The 17815-nt window shown below is 44.8% G+C and carries 24 protein-coding genes; 5 read left to right on the top strand and 19 right to left on the bottom strand.

The annotated features are described in order from the left end of the window. Positions 1–92 precede the first annotated feature (92 nt). A complete protein-coding gene (locus tag BEL04_RS14080; protein ID WP_066004947.1) occupies positions 93–1061 on the bottom strand; it encodes a glycosyltransferase in 969 nt (322 codons plus the stop codon). A gap of 103 nt (positions 1062–1164) precedes the next feature. Further along, positions 1165–2538, bottom strand: coding sequence for a dipeptidase (locus tag BEL04_RS14085; protein WP_066004948.1), 1374 nt, complete (start codon positions 2536–2538; stop codon positions 1165–1167). A gap of 351 nt (positions 2539–2889) precedes the next feature. Here BEL04_RS14085 and BEL04_RS14090 point away from each other — a divergent pair, with 351 nt between their 5' ends. Next, the gene (locus BEL04_RS14090; RefSeq protein WP_066004950.1) at positions 2890–3873 is read left to right on the top strand and encodes a GDSL-type esterase/lipase family protein; all 984 of its coding nucleotides are present in this window, start codon (positions 2890–2892) and stop codon (positions 3871–3873) included. 105 nt (positions 3874–3978) lie between these two features. On the opposite strand, the gene BEL04_RS24345 is transcribed toward BEL04_RS14090, so the two are convergent. From BEL04_RS24345 to BEL04_RS14110, 9 genes are read right to left on the bottom strand one after another with little or no spacing between them, the layout of a single operon-like run. Beyond that, positions 3979–4146 (bottom strand): hypothetical protein, encoded by a 168-nt coding sequence (locus BEL04_RS24345; protein ID WP_175404081.1) that lies wholly within the window; start codon positions 4144–4146, stop codon positions 3979–3981. Between the two features lie 56 nt (positions 4147–4202). Further along, the gene (locus BEL04_RS14095; protein WP_066004953.1) at positions 4203–4436 is read right to left on the bottom strand and encodes a hypothetical protein; all 234 of its coding nucleotides are present in this window, start codon (positions 4434–4436) and stop codon (positions 4203–4205) included. 50 nt (positions 4437–4486) lie between these two features. Beyond that, the gene (locus BEL04_RS14100; RefSeq protein ID WP_066004954.1) at positions 4487–4681 is read right to left on the bottom strand and encodes a hypothetical protein; all 195 of its coding nucleotides are present in this window, start codon (positions 4679–4681) and stop codon (positions 4487–4489) included. Positions 4682–4717: 36 nt separating this feature from the next. Next, a complete protein-coding gene (locus tag BEL04_RS14105; protein WP_066004954.1) occupies positions 4718–4912 on the bottom strand; it encodes a hypothetical protein in 195 nt (64 codons plus the stop codon). Between the two features lie 47 nt (positions 4913–4959). After that, on the bottom strand, positions 4960–5103 hold the full coding sequence (locus BEL04_RS24350; RefSeq protein WP_175404082.1) for a hypothetical protein: 144 nt from the start codon (positions 5101–5103) through the stop codon (positions 4960–4962). 47 nt (positions 5104–5150) lie between these two features. Then, on the bottom strand, positions 5151–5294 hold the full coding sequence (locus BEL04_RS24355) for a hypothetical protein (RefSeq protein WP_175404082.1): 144 nt from the start codon (positions 5292–5294) through the stop codon (positions 5151–5153). A gap of 47 nt (positions 5295–5341) precedes the next feature. Continuing rightward, positions 5342–5485 carry a hypothetical protein gene (locus tag BEL04_RS24360; protein ID WP_175404082.1) on the bottom strand — a complete coding sequence of 48 codons (144 nt, stop codon included), beginning with the start codon at positions 5483–5485 and terminating at the stop codon, positions 5342–5344. 47 nt (positions 5486–5532) lie between these two features. Continuing rightward, positions 5533–5676, bottom strand: coding sequence for a hypothetical protein (locus BEL04_RS24365; protein WP_175404082.1), 144 nt, complete (start codon positions 5674–5676; stop codon positions 5533–5535). Between the two features lie 55 nt (positions 5677–5731). Further along, positions 5732–5932 (bottom strand): hypothetical protein, encoded by a 201-nt coding sequence (locus tag BEL04_RS14110; protein ID WP_066004955.1) that lies wholly within the window; start codon positions 5930–5932, stop codon positions 5732–5734. Between the two features lie 423 nt (positions 5933–6355). Between BEL04_RS14110 and BEL04_RS14115 the strand changes: the two genes are divergently transcribed. Beyond that, entirely contained in the window at positions 6356–7786 is a 1431-nt protein-coding gene (locus BEL04_RS14115; RefSeq protein WP_139113047.1) for a tetratricopeptide repeat protein, read from the top strand. 192 nt (positions 7787–7978) lie between these two features. Continuing rightward, positions 7979–8326: a helix-turn-helix domain-containing protein gene (locus BEL04_RS14120; protein ID WP_066004959.1), complete on the top strand. Its 348-nt coding sequence runs from the start codon at positions 7979–7981 to the stop codon at positions 8324–8326. Here the strand turns inward: BEL04_RS14120 and ung are convergent, their stop codons facing one another. Then, positions 8327–9007: a uracil-DNA glycosylase gene (gene ung / locus BEL04_RS14125; protein WP_066004961.1), complete on the bottom strand. Its 681-nt coding sequence runs from the start codon at positions 9005–9007 to the stop codon at positions 8327–8329. It abuts the gene before it with no gap. A 70-nt stretch (positions 9008–9077) separates the two neighbouring features. On the opposite strand from ung, the gene BEL04_RS14130 reads away from it, so the two are divergent. Then, a complete protein-coding gene (locus BEL04_RS14130) occupies positions 9078–9632 on the top strand; it encodes a hypothetical protein (RefSeq protein WP_066005302.1) in 555 nt (184 codons plus the stop codon). 14 nt (positions 9633–9646) lie between these two features. Here BEL04_RS14130 and BEL04_RS14135 read toward each other — a convergent pair whose 3' ends face one another. After that, entirely contained in the window at positions 9647–9853 is a 207-nt protein-coding gene (locus BEL04_RS14135) for a hypothetical protein (RefSeq protein WP_066004965.1), read from the bottom strand. A 212-nt stretch (positions 9854–10065) separates the two neighbouring features. Then, positions 10066–11787 (bottom strand): lysine--tRNA ligase, encoded by a 1722-nt coding sequence (gene lysS, locus BEL04_RS14140; protein ID WP_066004967.1) that lies wholly within the window; start codon positions 11785–11787, stop codon positions 10066–10068. A 204-nt stretch (positions 11788–11991) separates the two neighbouring features. On the opposite strand from lysS, the gene BEL04_RS14145 reads away from it, so the two are divergent. Further along, positions 11992–12975 (top strand): cytochrome c, encoded by a 984-nt coding sequence (locus tag BEL04_RS14145; protein ID WP_066004969.1) that lies wholly within the window; start codon positions 11992–11994, stop codon positions 12973–12975. 85 nt (positions 12976–13060) lie between these two features. On the opposite strand, the gene BEL04_RS14150 is transcribed toward BEL04_RS14145, so the two are convergent. The 5 genes from BEL04_RS14150 to BEL04_RS14175 form a co-directional block, all read right to left on the bottom strand. Further along, a complete protein-coding gene (locus BEL04_RS14150; protein WP_083227947.1) occupies positions 13061–14110 on the bottom strand; it encodes a YXWGXW repeat-containing protein in 1050 nt (349 codons plus the stop codon). Positions 14111–14269: 159 nt separating this feature from the next. Next, positions 14270–15037, bottom strand: coding sequence for an ABC transporter permease (locus tag BEL04_RS14155; protein WP_066004973.1), 768 nt, complete (start codon positions 15035–15037; stop codon positions 14270–14272). Between the two features lie 12 nt (positions 15038–15049). Then, complete coding sequence (locus tag BEL04_RS14160) at positions 15050–15832, bottom strand: ABC transporter ATP-binding protein (RefSeq protein ID WP_066004975.1); 783 nt, start codon at positions 15830–15832, stop codon at positions 15050–15052. Positions 15833–16636: 804 nt separating this feature from the next. After that, the gene (locus BEL04_RS14170) at positions 16637–17119 is read right to left on the bottom strand and encodes a DinB family protein (RefSeq protein WP_066005305.1); all 483 of its coding nucleotides are present in this window, start codon (positions 17117–17119) and stop codon (positions 16637–16639) included. Positions 17120–17237: 118 nt separating this feature from the next. Further along, a complete protein-coding gene (locus BEL04_RS14175; protein WP_066004980.1) occupies positions 17238–17807 on the bottom strand; it encodes a hypothetical protein in 570 nt (189 codons plus the stop codon). Positions 17808–17815: the final 8 nt, after the last annotated feature.

The following is a 17815-nucleotide window of genomic DNA, read 5'->3' on the forward strand; positions in this document are numbered from 1 at the left end:
TTAGATGTGCATAGCCCCCTCTAAATCTCCCCCGAAAGGGGAGACCTTTTAAAGCCCTCCCTCCCGGGGAGGGTTGGGAGGGGCTTATACTTTTAAATAACCTCCGCTATTTGATAATTATTCCGATCGTTGCCGTTGCGCGATACCAGTTCGGATACAAATCCCGTAAGGAACAACTGGAAACCTACTACCACAGCCACCAACGCTATATAAAACAATGGGTTCTGTGTAGCGTCGCGGTATTGGATATGCGTATGGTTCTTTTCGTTAAAAGCTATGATGGATTGCTTTTCCCAGATGATCCATATCGCACAAATAAAACCAGCCAGGAAGCTCAATACGCCCATGCTGCCAAAAAAGTGCATCGGGCGCTTGCCAAACTTGCCCACAAAAAATATCGAGAGCAGATCGAGAAAGCCGTTCACAAACCGGCTCATGCCAAATTTGGTTTTGCCGTATTTGCGGGCGCGGTGCTCAACCACCTGTTCGCCAATTTTGGTAAAACCTGCCCACTTGGCCAGCACCGGTATATAACGGTGCATTTCGCCGTATACCTCGATGTTTTTCACCACTGCTTTGCGGTAAGCCTTTAAACCGCAGTTAAAATCGTGCAGGTTGCGGATGCCGCTCATGCTGCGTGTTGCCGCGTTAAATAGTTTGGTCGGGATGGTTTTGCTCAGCGGATCGTGCCGTTTGGCTTTCCAGCCCGATATCAGGTCGTACTGTTCTTCGGTTATGCGGCGGTAAAGTTCGGGTATCTCGTCGGGGCTGTCCTGCAGGTCGGCATCCATCGTGATCACCACGTTGCCTTCGGCCCTGGCAAAGCCGGTGTTCAGCGCTGCCGATTTGCCATAATTGCGGCGGAAGCGGATACCTTTAATATGGGCGTTGCCTTCGCTTAGCTTCTGTATCATCTGCCACGAGCCATCATTGCTTCCGTCGTCAACCAGAATAATCTCGTAACTGAAGCGGTTATCGCTCATTACCTTAGCTATCCACGAGGTTAGTTCGGGTAAAGATTCCACTTCGTTATATAAAGGAACTACAACAGATATATCCATCTAACAAGTCAAAAGTCAAAAGTTAAAAGTCAAAAAAAACTCTTAGCTTAAGCGTTGGCGTAAATTTATAATATTTAACGGTATTCTTACTACTCACCATTCACTACTGACTATTCAGTTCCGCAAAATATTTGTGGAACAGTGGTATAGTTTCGATGCCTTTGTAATAGTTAAAGATATCATACTTTTCGTTTGGCGAATGCAGGGCATCGCTATCCAGACCAAAGCCCATCAGTACCGTTTTAATGCCCAGTACTTCTTCAAACAAGGCTACGATCGGGATACTGCCACCGCCGCGTGTCGGGATAGGTTTTTTACCGAACGATGTTTCGATCGCCTTTTCGGCCGCACGGAAAGCCACGCTGTCGGTAGGTGTTACCACCGGTTCGCCGCCATGGTGCGGGGTTACCTTAACCTTAACATAAGGCGGCGCTATTTTGGTAAAATGATCAGCAAAAAGCTGGAAGATCTCATCCGAGTGCTGGTTGGGCACCAGGCGCATTGATATCTTGGCATTGGCTTTTGACGGCAGTACGGTTTTAGCGCCTTCGCCGATGTAACCGCTCCATATACCGTTAACCTCCAGGGTAGGGCGGGTGCCGGTGCGTTCAAAGGTAGTGTATCCTTTTTCGCCCCAGAGTTCTTTAACGTCAAGATCGGCTTTGTATTCGGTTTCATCGTAAGGCGCTTCGTTTAATGCCTTGCGTTCGGCCGGGGTGAGGTCGATAACCTTATCGTAGAAACCGGGTATGGTAATATGATTGTTCTCATCGTGCAGAGAAGCGATCATTTTGGCCAGGATGGTAGCAGGATTAGCTACCGCGCCGCCGTAAACGCCCGAGTGCAGATCGCGGTTGGGGCCCACAACTTCAACTTCGAGGTAAGTAAGGCCACGCAACCCGGTTTCGAGCGAGGGGTTTTCCATACTGATCATCGAGGTATCGGATATCAGCACCACATCGGCTTTTAGGCGATCTTTGTTCTGTTTAACAAAAATACCCAGGTTATCCGAGCCTACTTCTTCCTCACCTTCGATCATGAATTTGATGTTGCAGGGCAAAGTGTTGGTTTGCATCATCAGCTCAAAGGCTTTAACGTGCATATAAAACTGGCCCTTATCGTCGCAGGCGCCGCGGGCATATATTTTGCCGTCGCGTACGGTCGGTTCAAAAGGAGGTGTTTTCCAAAGTTCGAGCGGGTCGGGCGGTTGTACGTCGTAGTGCCCGTAAGTTAAAACCGTGGGCAGCGAAGGGTCAATGATCTTTTCGCCGTAAACTATCGGGTAACCGGCTGTTTGGCAAACTTCAACATTATCCGCGCCGGCATCGCGCAGCTTTTGCGCTACATAGTCGGCAGTTTTCAATACATGTTCTTTATATTTCGGATCGGCACTGACCGATGGAAAACGCAATAATTCAAAAAGCTCATTCAGCAGCCTGTCTTTATTGGCTTCTACATAATTTTTTATTGCCTGCATAATTTAAATTTTAACGCAAATATAGAATTTATACTTTACGGTATATGTGGCTACAGATGGTAGTACCTTGCCAGATACGGAGAAGTTGCGGCGCCGCCTTTAAATATGGTGCACAGATGTAAGAAATGCCCACGTATGGGGAATGTGTGCTACGTAATTTTTTGATAAGCCGGGCCGAAAGCACAATCAGGTGCCGAAGCAGCGTATCTTTTGCATTGAAATTTCTATTATTCGTTCAATTTTGTATAATTGGGGCCGACTGCGCTACATATCAGTAAACAAATAGCCGTAAAGTAAATTTATGGTTGTATATTTGTGTAGTTACCTACAGATTAAGCTATTAAACTCAAAATGAGTCATTGTAAAAAAACTTTACTTTTTCTCCTTTTCGCGTGTTTTGTAATAGTAAGAACCTGGGCCCAGGCCCCGAGCTGTAGTGTTGCGTCAAAATTTTACAGTAAAGATAGTATTATTGTCACCACGTTTGGGGCAAGTACCGTTGCCGGGGTAAACGGCTTTTCATTCCAGCCTTACCTGCAGCAAAATTTTCAGTACTGCTATACCGGTAAATATATATCCATTACCAACTGGGGCGTACCAGGCGAAACCACCACCCAGGGCCTTGCCCGTTTTGATTTGGCCATAGCCGGCCGTACCGGTTTTGTTTGTATTTTAATGGGGCTTAATGATGCTTTAAACCTGGCCAATACGCCCGGTTTAAGTACAGCTAAAATCAATGCCGCTTTAAAGGTAGTTCAGCAAAATATGCAGGCTATGATAGAGAAGTGCTTAAAAGCTAATCTTATCCCTGTTATAGGTACGGTGCAATATTTAAATGATAAAGGTAATGCTGTTTATAAAACTACCAACAGCTATGTAAACCGCATTAATGCAGGTTATAAACAATTGGTGTTACAAAATCATATTTACCTGGCCGATATTAATGCCGCTATGGGCCGTAATTTTGCACTGTACCAGGCCGATGGGATACACCCGAATGCACAGGGCGATAAGCTGATCGGTTATATATGGTTTGATGCTATCAATGCAGCTATCGAGAGTAAGTTGCTGTTGGTCGGTCTTAATCAAAACTTCCCTAACCCGGCCAGGAATGCTACTACTATCGGTTTCAGCTTAACCGAGTCGGGCCGGATCAATATACAGCTTTACAGCATGACGGGCGCAGTGGTAAAAAATATCGTAGCTAACGAGTTTTACAATTCGGGCTATCACGAAGTAAATGTTACCATTAGCGATCTGTCGCCCGGTGTATATGTATATGTTATGCAGGTTGCCGGCAGGCAGCTCAGCAAAAAAATGATCGTGGCAAAATAAGGACTTCTTTTAAGATGTAGTTTGCCGTGTGATCCGCACAATCTTTTCCGGAGAAGAGCCATCTCTCTACACCATCTCCGGTTATTTATTTGATGATATTGAAAATTAGTCGGCGCTTGCTACCGCATCGTTAGCTACAGTATGGCCGGTAGTTGCGGTTGCATCTACTTTAACTATGGCAGTTTTTTCATCGTTATGTTTGGTTAACGCAGTGGTTGCAAATACGATACCTGTTGATAATAAAGCTACTGCAAGGATGATGATCTTTTTCATGACTGGTGAGTTTTAATAATTTATAAATGGGGATTTTTAATAATTAGTATACTTTTTTAGCGTCCTTTTTTTGATTTGGTTATTTTGGTAGTATCAGCAACAATAGGCGCAGAAGCACCACCGCTAACAAGGGCCGAGCCGCCGGCAGAGTCGCCGCTACCTACATCTGATTTATCTGAAGCAACAGATTGTGATTGAACTGAAGCAGGTTGTATGCCGCTGTTTTTAGTGCAGGATGCTACCATACCAACGGTTGTTGCTGCGATTGCTGTGATGATGATCTTTTTCATTTTTTGTAGGGTTTTAAGTTTCAAAATAATTAGGGTTGGTTTAAATATGTTTATGGGTTTGTGGTAGTACCGTCGCCCGAACCGGTTGAAGAGCCGCCTGCGTTATCGCCGCTGCCAACGTCAGATTTGTCTGCAGTGGTAGATTGAACTTTAACCGAAGCAGGTTTTACGCTGTTATCTTTAGTGCACGATGATACCAGGCCGGTAGTTAAGATTGCGAAAGCTATGATGATGATCTTTTTCATTTTCTGTAGGGTTTAAGAGTTAGTTTAAATAGATGTTTATGGGTTTGTGGTAGTACCGTCGCCCGAACCGGTTGAAGAGCCGCCTGCGTTATCGCCGCTGCCAACGTCAGATTTGTCTGCAGTGGTAGATTGAACTTTAACCGAAGCAGGTTTTACGCTGTTGTCTTTAGTGCACGATGATACCAGGCCGGTAGTTAAGATTGCGAAAGCTATGATGATGATCTTTTTCATTTTTTTAATGTTTTGATAGTTTTTAAATAGGGTATGATGATAGTTAATTAGTCGCCGCTGCCAACGTCAGATTTGTCTGCAGTGGTAGATTGAACTTTAACCGAAGCAGGTTTTACGCTGTTGTCTTTAGTGCACGATGATACCAGGCCGGTAGTTAAGATTGCGAAAGCTATGATGATGATCTTTTTCATTTTTTTAATGTTTTGATAGTTTTTAAATAGGGTATGATGATAGTTAATTAGTCGCCGCTGCCAACGTCAGATTTGTCTGCAGTGGTAGATTGAACTTTAACCGAAGCAGGTTTTACGCTGTTGTCTTTAGTGCACGATGATACCAGGCCGGTAGTTAAGATTGCGAAAGCTATGATGATGATCTTTTTCATTTTTTTAATGTTTTGATAGTTTTTAAATAGGGTATGATGATAGTTAATTAGTCGCCGCTGCCAACGTCAGATTTGTCTGCAGTGGTAGATTGAACTTTAACCGAAGCAGGTTTAACGCTATTGTCTTTAGTGCACGATGATACCAGGCCGGTAGTTAAGATTGCGAAAGCTATGATGATGATCTTTTTCATTTTTTTAATGTTTTGATAGTTTTTAAATAGGATATGATGATAGTTAATTAGTCGCCGCTGCCAACGTCAGATTTGTCTGCAGTGGTAGATTGAACTTTAACCGAAGCAGGTTTAACGCTGTTGTCTTTAGTGCACGATGATACCAGGCCGGTAGTCAAGATTGCGAAAGCTATGATGATGATCTTTTTCATTTTTTTGAGTTTTTGACAGTTATTTAAGGGTTATATCTTGCTTTTTTGTTTGAAATTAATTACCACCGGTAGTTGTTCCGTCGCCGCTTCCGGTAGTTGATGAACCTCCGGCTGTATCGCCGCTGCCAACGTCAGATTTGTCTGCAGTGGTAGATTGAACTTTAACCGAAGCAGGTTTTACACTGTTATCCTTGGTACACGATGGTACTAAACCTGTAGTTAAAATGGCGATGGCGGCTATGATAATCTTTTTCATTTGATGTTTTAATTCGTTAATGTGTAAATAATGTCGTTTATGTTATATTTTTTAATATTAATTATAATTCAACCAGCAGGAACTTGCCAATAACCGGCAGTAAAGCCTGTTTTTTTGCGTGATTTTCAGTCACTTTTCAACGCCGTTTTTAGGCGTCAATAGTGTCATAAAAGTCACAAAAAATTACTTAAAAATTACATCATAAGTAATTTATTTAAAGGTAGTTATGAGTGTTATCTCTACCTTTTGTTCAGCAAACATACAGACAAATTTCTATGTGTCAAAATTTATTTCATAATTTTGCATTTTTTTTTCTTTAAAAATATTTTTCTCGTGTTATACGAAACATTTCTTTTTGTTGTTCCGTATACAACCAATTATTTTTATTTTGGTTCGCCGTTTGAAATATACTATTTTTATTTAATGAAATTCAAATCTGTTTTCCTGTATTCATTGCTATGCTTTTTGCTAAATGTGTCTTTTAATGCATCCGGAGCAGCTTTGGATAGTACAGATGTGATCGCATTAAATAAAAAAGCATATAACAACCGTTTAACAAATCCAGCCGAACTCATTACCCAGGCAAATAAAGCTTTGGCGCTCGCCACCAAAATAGGTTATGTTAACGGTATGGCCGAAGCAAACCGTGTAATTGGTATTGGTTATTATTATCAAACGAAACAGGTAGAAGCACTTAAATACTACCTGGTAGCTCAAAAAATATACCAGGACGCCAATAACCAGGATGGCGTTGCCAAAGTTACTAATAATATCGGAAACTTGTATCGCGAAAGTGATTATGATGAAGCCATAAAGAACTATGAGTCAGCCTTAAACGTGGCCCTGAAAGTAAAGGATGAAGACCTTATAGCAACTATTTATTTAAATTTTGGCAGTATTTATTATCGGAAAAAGAATTTAAATAAAGCGCTGGAATATTACGAGATGAGTAATGTCCTGTTCAAAAAGCTGAATAACACCGTGAATTTGATACAGTGTTTACAGAATAAAGGCGTAATCTATTACAATCAGAACAAGTTAGATACCGCATTGGTATTGTTGCTGCAGGCTAATGCACAGGCTAAAGAAAAGGATCTGAATACGGCCGTAGCCAGTATTAACTTAACGCTCACCTCAATATTTATTGCCAAAAACCAGTTTGATAAAGCGGAGCACTATCTTGAAGAAGGATTGAATTATGCTACTTTGGTAAACAGCGATAAACTGAAGTACGACTATAAGCTAACCCGCTTTCAACTGGAGTCAAAACGAAAGAACTACCAGGTGGCACTTTCTCTTTTATATGAGATTTACCGTGCAGATAGCATCAAGAACCACACGGATGTTTCAAATAGTCTTAAACTGCTTAAGGAGCAAACCAAGCAGGAAGAAAACGAGCATAATAACGAGATGATGCTGGCGCAGCGCTCGCGCGACAGGATACTGTTCTGGTCTACCGTGTTGGTTGCGGGTCTGCTGGTGGTATTGGTTATCCTGCTGATCAACAACGTAAACCGCAAAGCTAAAACCAACCAGGACCTCACCCGCCTGAACGAAAAGATAACCGAGCAAAAAGAAAACCTGAACCAGATCAATCATCACCTGGAAGAAATTATTGACGACAGGACAAAAGATCTGCAAATCAAAAACAAAAAACTTGCCGACTACTCGCTCCACTTATCGCACCAGATACGCGGCCCTATAGCTACGCTTAAAGGTTTGCTTAACCTGGAAAAAGACAACCTCATCGAACAGGACGAGTGCATTAAACTGATGAATAAATGCGTATCGGAAATTGATGATAATATCATCGATATGAGCGGCATGCTTCACGAAACCTCGAAAAAGGTATAAACGACAAGTATTATACCCGTTTATTTTATTCATTATCAGTTATTTAAATAATAGGATTAGCCTTTCCGAAAAAAAAATGTCGGGCAATGACGTTTTTTTTATAACTATAAAAGCAAAATCTCCGTATAAGTTACCTGTCAATAAAATAGCCAATTTAAAACTGTTACAATTGATTAAACTTTACGTATCAAAATGGAGGTATTAGCAAAAAACATTCGGTCGTTACGGCAACAGTATGGATGGAGCCAGGGTGATATCGCTGCCAAATTAGGCATATCTATCCCGGCGTTTTCAAAAATCGAAACGGGCGTTACCGACGTCAACCTGTCCAGGCTTGAGCAAATTGCAGCGGTATTCTCGGTGCCCTTAGCCAATTTGTTAGCTACCGATGATGTTCAACAGGATATTGATCAGCAACTGGAAGTTGAGGCCATTATCCAAAAAGTACAGGACCGCGAAAACCAGATAAGCGCGCTTCAAAAAAAAGTGATCGTGCTTTACGAAGAGCTGCGCAAAAAACAAAACGGCAGCCAGGGCTGATCAGTGTATCTGCCAGTTGATAGGTTTTTTGCCTTGCTGTACCAGGTAATCATTAGCTCTTGAAAAAGGCTTCGAGCCAAAAAAACCGCCCCGGCTTACCGCCAGGGGGGATGGGTGTGTCGAACGGATGACCAGATGTTTGCTCTCGTCAATCAGCGCGCTCTTTGATTGTGCATAAGCGCCCCAGAGTATAAAAACGACGCCCTGCTTCTCGTCGGATATTTTTTTGATCACGGTATCGGTAAATTGCTCCCAGCCCTTTTTTTGATGGGAGCCGGCATTTGCTGCCTGCACGGTTAAAGTGGCATTCAATAAAAGTACGCCCTGTTTGGCCCATTCTGTTAAATTGCCATGATTCGGAATGATAAAACCCGGAATATCGGTTTGCAGTTCCTTATAAATATTTCGCAGCGATGGCGGTACATCTACACCTTTCTGTACCGAAAATGATAAGCCATGGGCCTGACGCGGGCCATGATAAGGGTCTTGCCCCAGGATAACCACTTTTACATCGTCGAAAGGGGTGGTGTTAAAAGCGTTAAAAATTTCGCTGCCTTTGGGATAAACGGTATATCCGGCTGCTTTTTCGGCTTTTAAAAATTCTTTTAGTTTAAGCATGTAGGGCTGCTCAAACTCACTCTTTAAAACATGTAGCCACGAGGCCTCCAGATCGATTGACATAAATGTAAAACAGATGTTGGTTAACAGTACAAATAAACAGATATTTGCGCTGTTAAACAGCAAAAAAATTATGTCAAATATACTTCGGTTAGTTATAGCGTGTGTGGTTTTGGGCGCAGGGGTTACTTTATGCGGCTTTGGCTTTTGGGGATGGGGGATTTTGGTGTTCCTGATCGGAGGCCTTATCCTGACCACTTATTTCATCAACGAAAAAATGATCATGGCCCAGTTTTACCTGCGTAAAGAAAACACCGTAAAAGCCGAAGCCTGGCTGATGAAAATTACCGACTACGAGAAAGAACTCAACAAAAATCAACACGGTTACTACAACCTGCTGCTTGGCTTAAACGAATCGCGCAAGGCGCCCCTGAAAGCCGAAAAATACTTTAAAAAGGCGCTTTCGCTGGGCATGAAAATGTCGCACAATATAGCTTTGGCCAAACTAAGCCTTGCAGGCATAGCAATGGCCAAACGTAATAAGCGCGAAGCACAGATGTACTTACAGGAAGCCACCAAGGCCGACACCAATAAATTGCTTGCCGAACAGATTAAGATGCTAAAGAACCAAATGGCGCAGATGGATAAGCAACAGGTAATTCGCGGGGGCTTTCGCCAGCAGTTTTAAATAAAACGCTAATCCTATTTCTCGTCGAGATGACTGTAATAGTCGGCTATAGCCGGAACATTATCAGTTAAAAAACTCTTATCGGGTATGGCCCTGTCTTCAGACGGGTTTGATATTTCCACAATGGTCATCAGGTTGCGGATGAACGACAGATCGAACTTGCTGCGGCTCAGTTTGATAAGGTAATCGCTCTCGGTTATCTCTATGCTGGTATTGATCATAACATTTGCGCTTTAATGGTTCTATAAAAATATACAATCGTTTTCCGGCGAAAGTTTGGATATTTTTAAACTTTTGTTAAGTTTTTGTAAACCAGTGGCTTTGGATTCGGATTCCGAATTTTCGATTTCGGATTTACCAGACAGCAGAAAAAAAGCCCTGAATCTGTTTCCGATCCCGGGCTTAGCAATAATTTATAAGCGCTTCCAGCTACTTACGCAAACCAGGCTATTACTTCATCTTTAGTTGGCATGGGCATGTCCAGTTTCAGTTTTTTGCGCATCCCGCCCAGATCGTTAAATACCTTGTTTGGGTTGCCTGCTTTTAACTCTTCGATGGTATTAAAGCCCATTTTGTTCAACACCGGTACCCATTCGGCCGGTACGCCGATGTTTATAAAGTCTTCAGCAGTTGCTACTTTAGCTTTCTTTTCGGGGCGCATCTGCGGGAAGAAGAGTACTTCCTGAATGGTGGTTTGCCCGGTCATCAGCATCACCAAACGGTCGATACCGATACCCAGGCCCGATGTTGGCGGCATACCATACTCCAGCGCGCGCAAAAAGTCTTCATCCATTGCCATCGCTTCCTCGTCGCCACGGCCGGCCAATATCAACTGGTCCTCAAAACGCTCACGCTGATCGATCGGGTCGTTCAGTTCGCTGTAAGCGTTGGCAATTTCTTTACCCATCACAAACAGCTCAAAACGTTCAACCAAACCTTCTTTGCTGCGATGCTTTTTGGCGAGCGGCGTCATCTCGATAGGATAGTCGGTAATATAGGTCGGTTGTATCAGGTTGGCTTCTACCCTGGCGCCGAATATCTCGTCGACCAGTTTGCCTTTGCCCATGGTGTCATCCACTTCAATGCCGAGGCTTTTGCAGGTGTCGCGTAAGCCGGCTTCGTCCATAGCCGATACATCGATGCCTGTATATTTCAGGATACTGTCGTGCATGCTCAGTTTTTCGTAAGGGCCGGCAAAGTTGATGATGTGTTCGCCGAATTTTATCTGCGGGCTGCCATGAACGGCGATGGCTACTTTTTCGAGACAGTCTTCAACCATCTTCATCATCCAGATATAGTCCTTATAGGCCACATAGATCTCGACCGACGTAAACTCCGGGTTATGGGTGCGGTCCATACCCTCGTTGCGGAACATCTTGCCAAACTCATACACACCGTCGAAACCCGCAACGATCAGTCTTTTCAGGTACAACTCGTTGGCGATGCGTAAAAACAAAGGCATATCCAGCGTATTGTGGTGTGTTTTAAACGGCCGCGCCGCCGCGCCGCCGTGTACCGCCTGCAGTATAGGCGTCTCTACCTCCATCCATCCCTGGCCGTCGAAAAACGACTGCATGGTGCGGATAACTTTCGAGCGGTTGATGAAGATCTGTTTGAACTCCGGGTTAACCGTTAAATCTACATAGCGCTGGCGGTAACGCAGCTCCGGGTCAGTAAAGCCATCATGAATATTGCCTGCCTCATCGCGTTTAACAACGGGCAGTGGTTTTAGCGATTTCGACAGAACCGTCATTTTTACCACATGAACCGAAACCTCGCCGGTTTGCGTAGTAAAAGCGTAGCCTTCAACACCGATGTAATCGCCCAGGTCGAGCAGTTTTTTAAATACGGTATTGTATAAAGTTTTATCCTCGCCGGGGCACAGGTCGTCGCGTTTTAAATAGATCTGGATACGGCCGGTACTATCCTGCAGTTTTGCGAACGAGGCGCTGCCCATGATATTACGGCTCATGATACGGCCGGCAATTTTAACCGACTTATAGGCATCCGGATTTTTTTCAAAATTTTCTTCAATATCCTTTGCCCAGGCATTTATTTCGAATGCTTCGGCAGGGTAAGGGTTGATGCCTAAATTGCGTAACTGCTGTAACGACTCACGTCGTAAGATCTCCTGTTCGGATAAACCAATGCTCATATCAAAAACTGTTAAAAAGAATGCAAAAGTAAGATTTTAGACGGAGAGTTGCTAACCAAAAGCATTTATCGTTTTATCGCATTACCATCGCTATCTGCCAGTACTTATTTTCGTAATTTCGATTGTTTTGCTATATTAGTTCACTGTCTGTTAACAGGTTAAGTTGCCGTTAAAAGTTCAATAACCATCAAACCTTACCTTATCATGAAAAAGTTTTTTAAAGTCATTCTCTTCCTGGTTTTGGCCGTAGTGGTCATAATTACCGCAGGCATTACCTACGTGAAGACGGCCCTGCCCAATGTAGGGCCGGCGCCCGATCTGAAGGTCCCGCTCACCGCGGCCAATATCGAACGGGGCAAATACCTCGTCACTTCGGTAGCGGGTTGTATGGACTGCCACTCGCCGCGCGACCCTAACCGTTTAACTTTCCCCGTTTATACCGATAGCATAGGCGCAGGCGGTTTAAAGTTCGGGCATGAGTTCGGCCTGCCGGGCAGTTTCTTTTCGCCTAATATTACACCTTATGCCATGAGCAAGTATACCGATGGCGAACTGTTTAAGGTGATCACTACCGGCGAAACCCGGAAAGGTAAACCCCTGTTCCCCATTATGCCTTACCTCACTTTTGGTAAGATGGATAAAATGGATATTTATGCTATTATAGCCTATTTACGTACCATACCTTCAGTAGCTAAGGATAATATCCCCGAAGCCACGCGCGATTTCCCGGTGAGCATTCTTATCAATACCATGCCGCAAAAGCCTGCCTTTACGCAAAGACCAAACCCGGCCGACACCGTGGCTTACGGTAAGTACCTGGTAGCATTTGCCGGTTGTGCCGATTGCCACACCCCGCAGGATGATAAGGGGCAGCCCCTACCGGGGATGGACCTGGCCGGAGGCAATCCTTTTCGCATGTATACAGGCGGGGTAGTACGCACAGCTAACATTACACCCGATAAGGAAACAGGTATCGGCTTGTGGAACAAGGCTCAATTCTTTGCGGCCATCCGCAAATACCAGGGCAAAAACCTTCCGGCCATCCATACCGGCGATTTTAACACCATTATGCCGTACAACACTTTTTCGAAGATGACCGACAGCGACCTCTCGGCTGTTTATGCATATCTCCGCACCATAAAACCTGTTAATAATAGTGTGGTTAAATTCGACCCGCAAGCCAAATAGCGGCTCAATCGATTTACGCAAACTAAAACAGCCATATCCTGTGCGGGGTAATGGCTGTTCTGTTATACAGAAAAAAGTTTATGGCTTATCCATGCCTGCCGTGGCCGCCGCCATGAGCGCCGCCTCCGGCAGGTCGGCCACCACCTCCTCCGCGGGGTTGCCCGAAACCACCGCGCGGCTGCCCGTAGCCCGGAGCAACGTTGCGTTGCTGAGGCGGCGCCTGTACAGGGCGCTGCATTGGCTGTGGCTGATGTTGCTGGCGCATTTGCGGCTGGTGCATCTGCGGCTGCGGTTGTCCATGAGGTTGCCCAAAGCCGCCACGTTGTTGTGGTTGCGGATGGTTTTGCTGTGTTGGTGCTGCATGTTGCTCAGGCCGCCCGTGATTGCCAAAACCATTGGGCCGGTGCGGCGCTCCGCCGTTTGGTGTGCGGTTCTGCTGGTTGAACGGACGACTGCTTACTCTGTCTACAGCAGTTGTATGCGGTTTGCCGTGGTTTGCCGATGCAAACTGGTTCCTGTCGCGGCTGGCCATGGTTTGATGCGATACCTGCTGGCTGGTAGGCGAAATATGGCGTTCGTTCATAGCTATACGCTCCTGCGGGCGGGGGCTTGCATGTACACCGCCCGGGCCGTTAAAGCTGGTACGGTTGTTTGATACGTTGCGGATGACCGTACGATCGACATACGTATTATGTATCACCGTGCGGTTTACGTTAACTACAGCGGTATTATAGCGGAAATGGCCGCCATACCAGGCGCCGCCCACAAAACCAACCCCGATGTAACCAAAGCCATAATTAATGCCGCCGTAATAACCTACGTGCAAACCCCAGTAACCGGGGTGGAAACGGTAAAAACCGCCGTCGTAACCCCAATAGCCGGGCGTCCACAAATAGCCCGGATCAGGTGGCGCTACCCATGCGCCGGGTACCCAGTAATAACCGTCGACATCGTTATAGGCCCAGTAACCGGGCGTCCAGATATACCCGTCGACAGGGCAGGGCGGCTGCACATAAACAGGCAATGGCGGCGGGCCTATCCTAACCGATAAACCTACGCTAACCTGGGCGAATGTTACTGCCGAACTAAGCGACAGGAACAACGCCAATATGAAAATTTTAAGGGAATTTTTCATTCTGAGATGTTTTGTTTTGGTAAACATATAGATTAGGACAAATCAACTCAAAAAAAGTTTAACGTTTAACTTGATGTGCAAATATGCAGATGTGTAAATGAGAATGGATGGGTATTAGCTAATCAATTTGCATATCTGCACATTAATTCATCTGCATATTTACCTCGATTCCCACTTGAAGTTTTTAATGCCGACAGCTGCGAATACGATGGCATATGCTACTGATGCCATCAGCGCAACATTGTTATCATGCCCCCATTTGGCCGGCTCCATACTGGCTTGCAGCATAATTTTTACGCAGCCGTATGGCGACCAATGCGCCATCGAAGTTAAGTATGGCCCCAGTTTGCCCATATCGCTGAACTGTGCTATATCGCCAAACATCCCTGTCATCATAAACAGAAAATATACCAGGCGGGTGGTGGCGTTAACCGTTTCGGGGTTCTTTACTAAACCCGCAATTAACTGGCCCAGGCACAGGTACACTGCGCCGCCGATAAAGGCTACAAAAAAGGTCAGTATATAGCCCCCGGTCGAAAGTAAAATACCATCAAACTGGTAGCCCACCACAAAAACCACTAAGGTTAACAGCATAATCATAAATAGCTGCACAATGATGCGGCTCAGCATAATGGTCCATGTAGGCAGGGGAGCCACACGTAAACGCTGAAAAATGCCCTTGTCCCTGTCGCGCGTTATCGAAATGGTATAACCCATCAGGCCGATGGCCATTAAGCCGATAACCACACCGGTAGCCAGCACAAAGGGCCCGCCGGCATGTTTTACCAGGCCCTTCCAGCTTATCAGGATAATATTGGGTACCAGCAAGGCCAGTACTACCGAGCGGCGGTTACGAAATAAGGTTGTAAAATCGGCACGAAGCAGAGCAGCCAGTGCCGTTGATGATTTAGGTATAGTTGTTTCCATGTGTTAAGTTAATTAAGCGCGTACGGCGCGACCGGTTAATGCGATAAATACGTCCTCTAAAGTTATTTTGCCACGGCGCGATACCGCGATCACTTCCGGGTCGTTACGGTATTTGTCGATCATGTTCTGCGGTGTATCGATAGCGATTACCTGACCGTGATCCACGATGGCGATGCGGTCGCAAACGGCTTCGGCTTCCTCCATGCTATGGGTGGTGAGTAATACAGCGTGGCCGCGTTCACGGATGCCTTCAATACGTTCCCAAAGCTGGCGGCGGGCCTGCGGGTCGAGGCCGGTAGTAGGTTCATCCAGCAATACCAGGCGCGGATTGTGGATAGTGGCGATAATGAGCGATACCCTTTGCTGTTGCCCGCCCGATAACTGGCTGAACTTTTTAGCCGAAGCATCCTCCAAACCAATTTCCTTTAATATCTCCTGTATTTTGCCCTTATCCATCTGTACGCCGTAAATGCTGCCGAAAAGGCGCAATATCTCAACCACATTCAGTTCGGGTTGGAAACTTGTCGATTGCAGCTGCACGCCCATGGCGGCTTTGGCATGTAAAGGTTTCTGGCGCACGTCCTGCCCGTCGACGATGATGCTGCCCGTTTTAAATTTTACCAGTCCTTCAATCGAGCTCAGCGTACTGGTTTTGCCTGCGCCGTTCGGCCCGAGCAAGCCAAATATCTCACCCTGCAGCACATCAAAACTTACGTTTTTTACTGCTTTTACAGGGCCGTACTCCACGCTCAGGCCCTCTACTTTTAAAATGTATTTATCCTGCTGTTCAGCCATGTTCTATAATTTTTTTTCGGTTTAGATACGGGGTATTGCTTTTTATTACAAGATATTAAAAAAATGTACAGGTGTGTAAATGTGCGGATATGCAGATGATTTTAATTTAGCCTGTTTTATCTGTTTGTATTATACCGGTAGGGGGGAAATTGTACCAGCCTGCCGGCTGGCAGGAGAAAATTTTATATGCTTTTGCAACTGGCTTATTTGTACACGGGTAGATCATTATTATCATCAGGCCATTTATCATTGTGAGCATGGGAGTATTGATGGTTGTTTTACTGTCGTTGAAAAGTTTGAAAGTTGTAAAGTTTGAAAGTTGGTTTTTTGTGTTGAGCATAGAGGTTACAGGTATTAAAAATAAGTCATGCTGAACTTGTTTCAGTACCCCACAGGCAGAGCCATTTGCAAGGATTTTTTTGACTTTTTAATTTAAAATTTTGACTTTTCTTTGGGCGTTGCCTGTGGCCGGGCTATCCCTGCCCGTCCGGCAGGCGGGCGTTCATACGCCTGCAGGCATTAGCCGCGGCCCGCCCTGAGCCCCAGCGACGGCCGGTATCCACTGCTATCCCTAACGCAATCCGTTTATACATCGCTATTCTTCGGGATTTGAAGCTTCTTGCTTCCGCCTCAAAGCACATGGGTAAATATGGGTATTTTTCAGTCAGTGTAATTCGCCTCAATTAGTGAAATTCATGCTCGCTCATCTTTAAATATACTTAAAAACGATCAATTATCCAAACAAAAAAGCGTCTTGAAGTCATCCAAAACGCTTTTTTGCTTTAAGCTTTAACCTTTCTGCTTTCAGCTCAAATAGGCCATTTGCCCCAAATGATAAGCCATGTGCGATGTCCGGTTGAGCAGCACATTCAGCTTGTTGCGGTGCGGCTCGTTGGCAAAATCCTCAGCCGAAACAGCGGCATGTTTACCTAACCACTCTTGCGGTTGCATTTTAGCGAAGTTGAGGTGCAGCTGCGCATTGATCTTTTCCAATTCGGCCTTCAGCTCGGCAACCGGTGGTTTGGGAAGGCCAGATTTATCTGGGTTCCTTAAAAACACCTCTTCCCATTCGGGGTGCAGCCTTTGGCCAAAGCCAAACAGGGGCAGCATGGCATCGTTTACGGCAGCCAGGTGGCCCAGCAGGTAAATACCGCTGTTTCGTCCTGGTGCGGTTTCGGCATGCAATTGCTCATCACTCAGTTTGTTGATGAGGTCGGTAAAACGTTTGTTTTGCGTATTCCAGCCATCGAGGGCCATTTTCACAAATAGTGCGGTTTGATCGTTCATAATCCGGTTTTTGATTTGCACTAATTTGCGACGATAATTCTGCATTATTCTGGTAATTGTAAATTATGACTTTTGGTAGACCCCATGTTAGAGATAGCCCAGCCCGAAAAGAAACGCCTTAATAATGTATAGTGTACCAGTGCTCGTCCATATCCGAAGTCACGTTACTAAATGCCGATCTAACTTTGATCTTTCTTTCAGTATAAACCAGGGCCGAATAGTGGTCAATAAAGCCAGCATCAGTAATAAATTCTACCTCAATGAAGCCATCTTTGTCGTGAGATACATTAATGTCTCCGATAGGTAACAGATAATCACCTGTTAAAATAAACTTTCCATCCGCGTTGGGCTTTAACACACCATTTTTAATATCATTAACTATTTGCTGACGCTCGTCTATCCTTAATTTCCAATCCAGGTACTCCATCTTATTCTCTTTGAATGCAGATGGAGTGCCAACAACAACGCTGATAATTAAACCACAGATATGATAAGCGGTATTAGTTGATTTATATTTTAAAATGCTTTTTAACAGGACAATACTTAAAATGAGTCCGGTTAAACCGTACGGGACGAAAAGGATAAAGGTAAAAAAGCCGTAAGTATAATAATAGAAAAGTGGCGTTTCTATTACGCTCATCAATAAAACTATGGTTGTTAATATGGTTTTAGCCTTCCGCGTTTGCATCTATCCGG

The organism is Mucilaginibacter sp. PPCGB 2223 (assembly GCF_001705515.1).
GTDB lineage: Bacteria > Bacteroidota > Bacteroidia > Sphingobacteriales > Sphingobacteriaceae > Mucilaginibacter.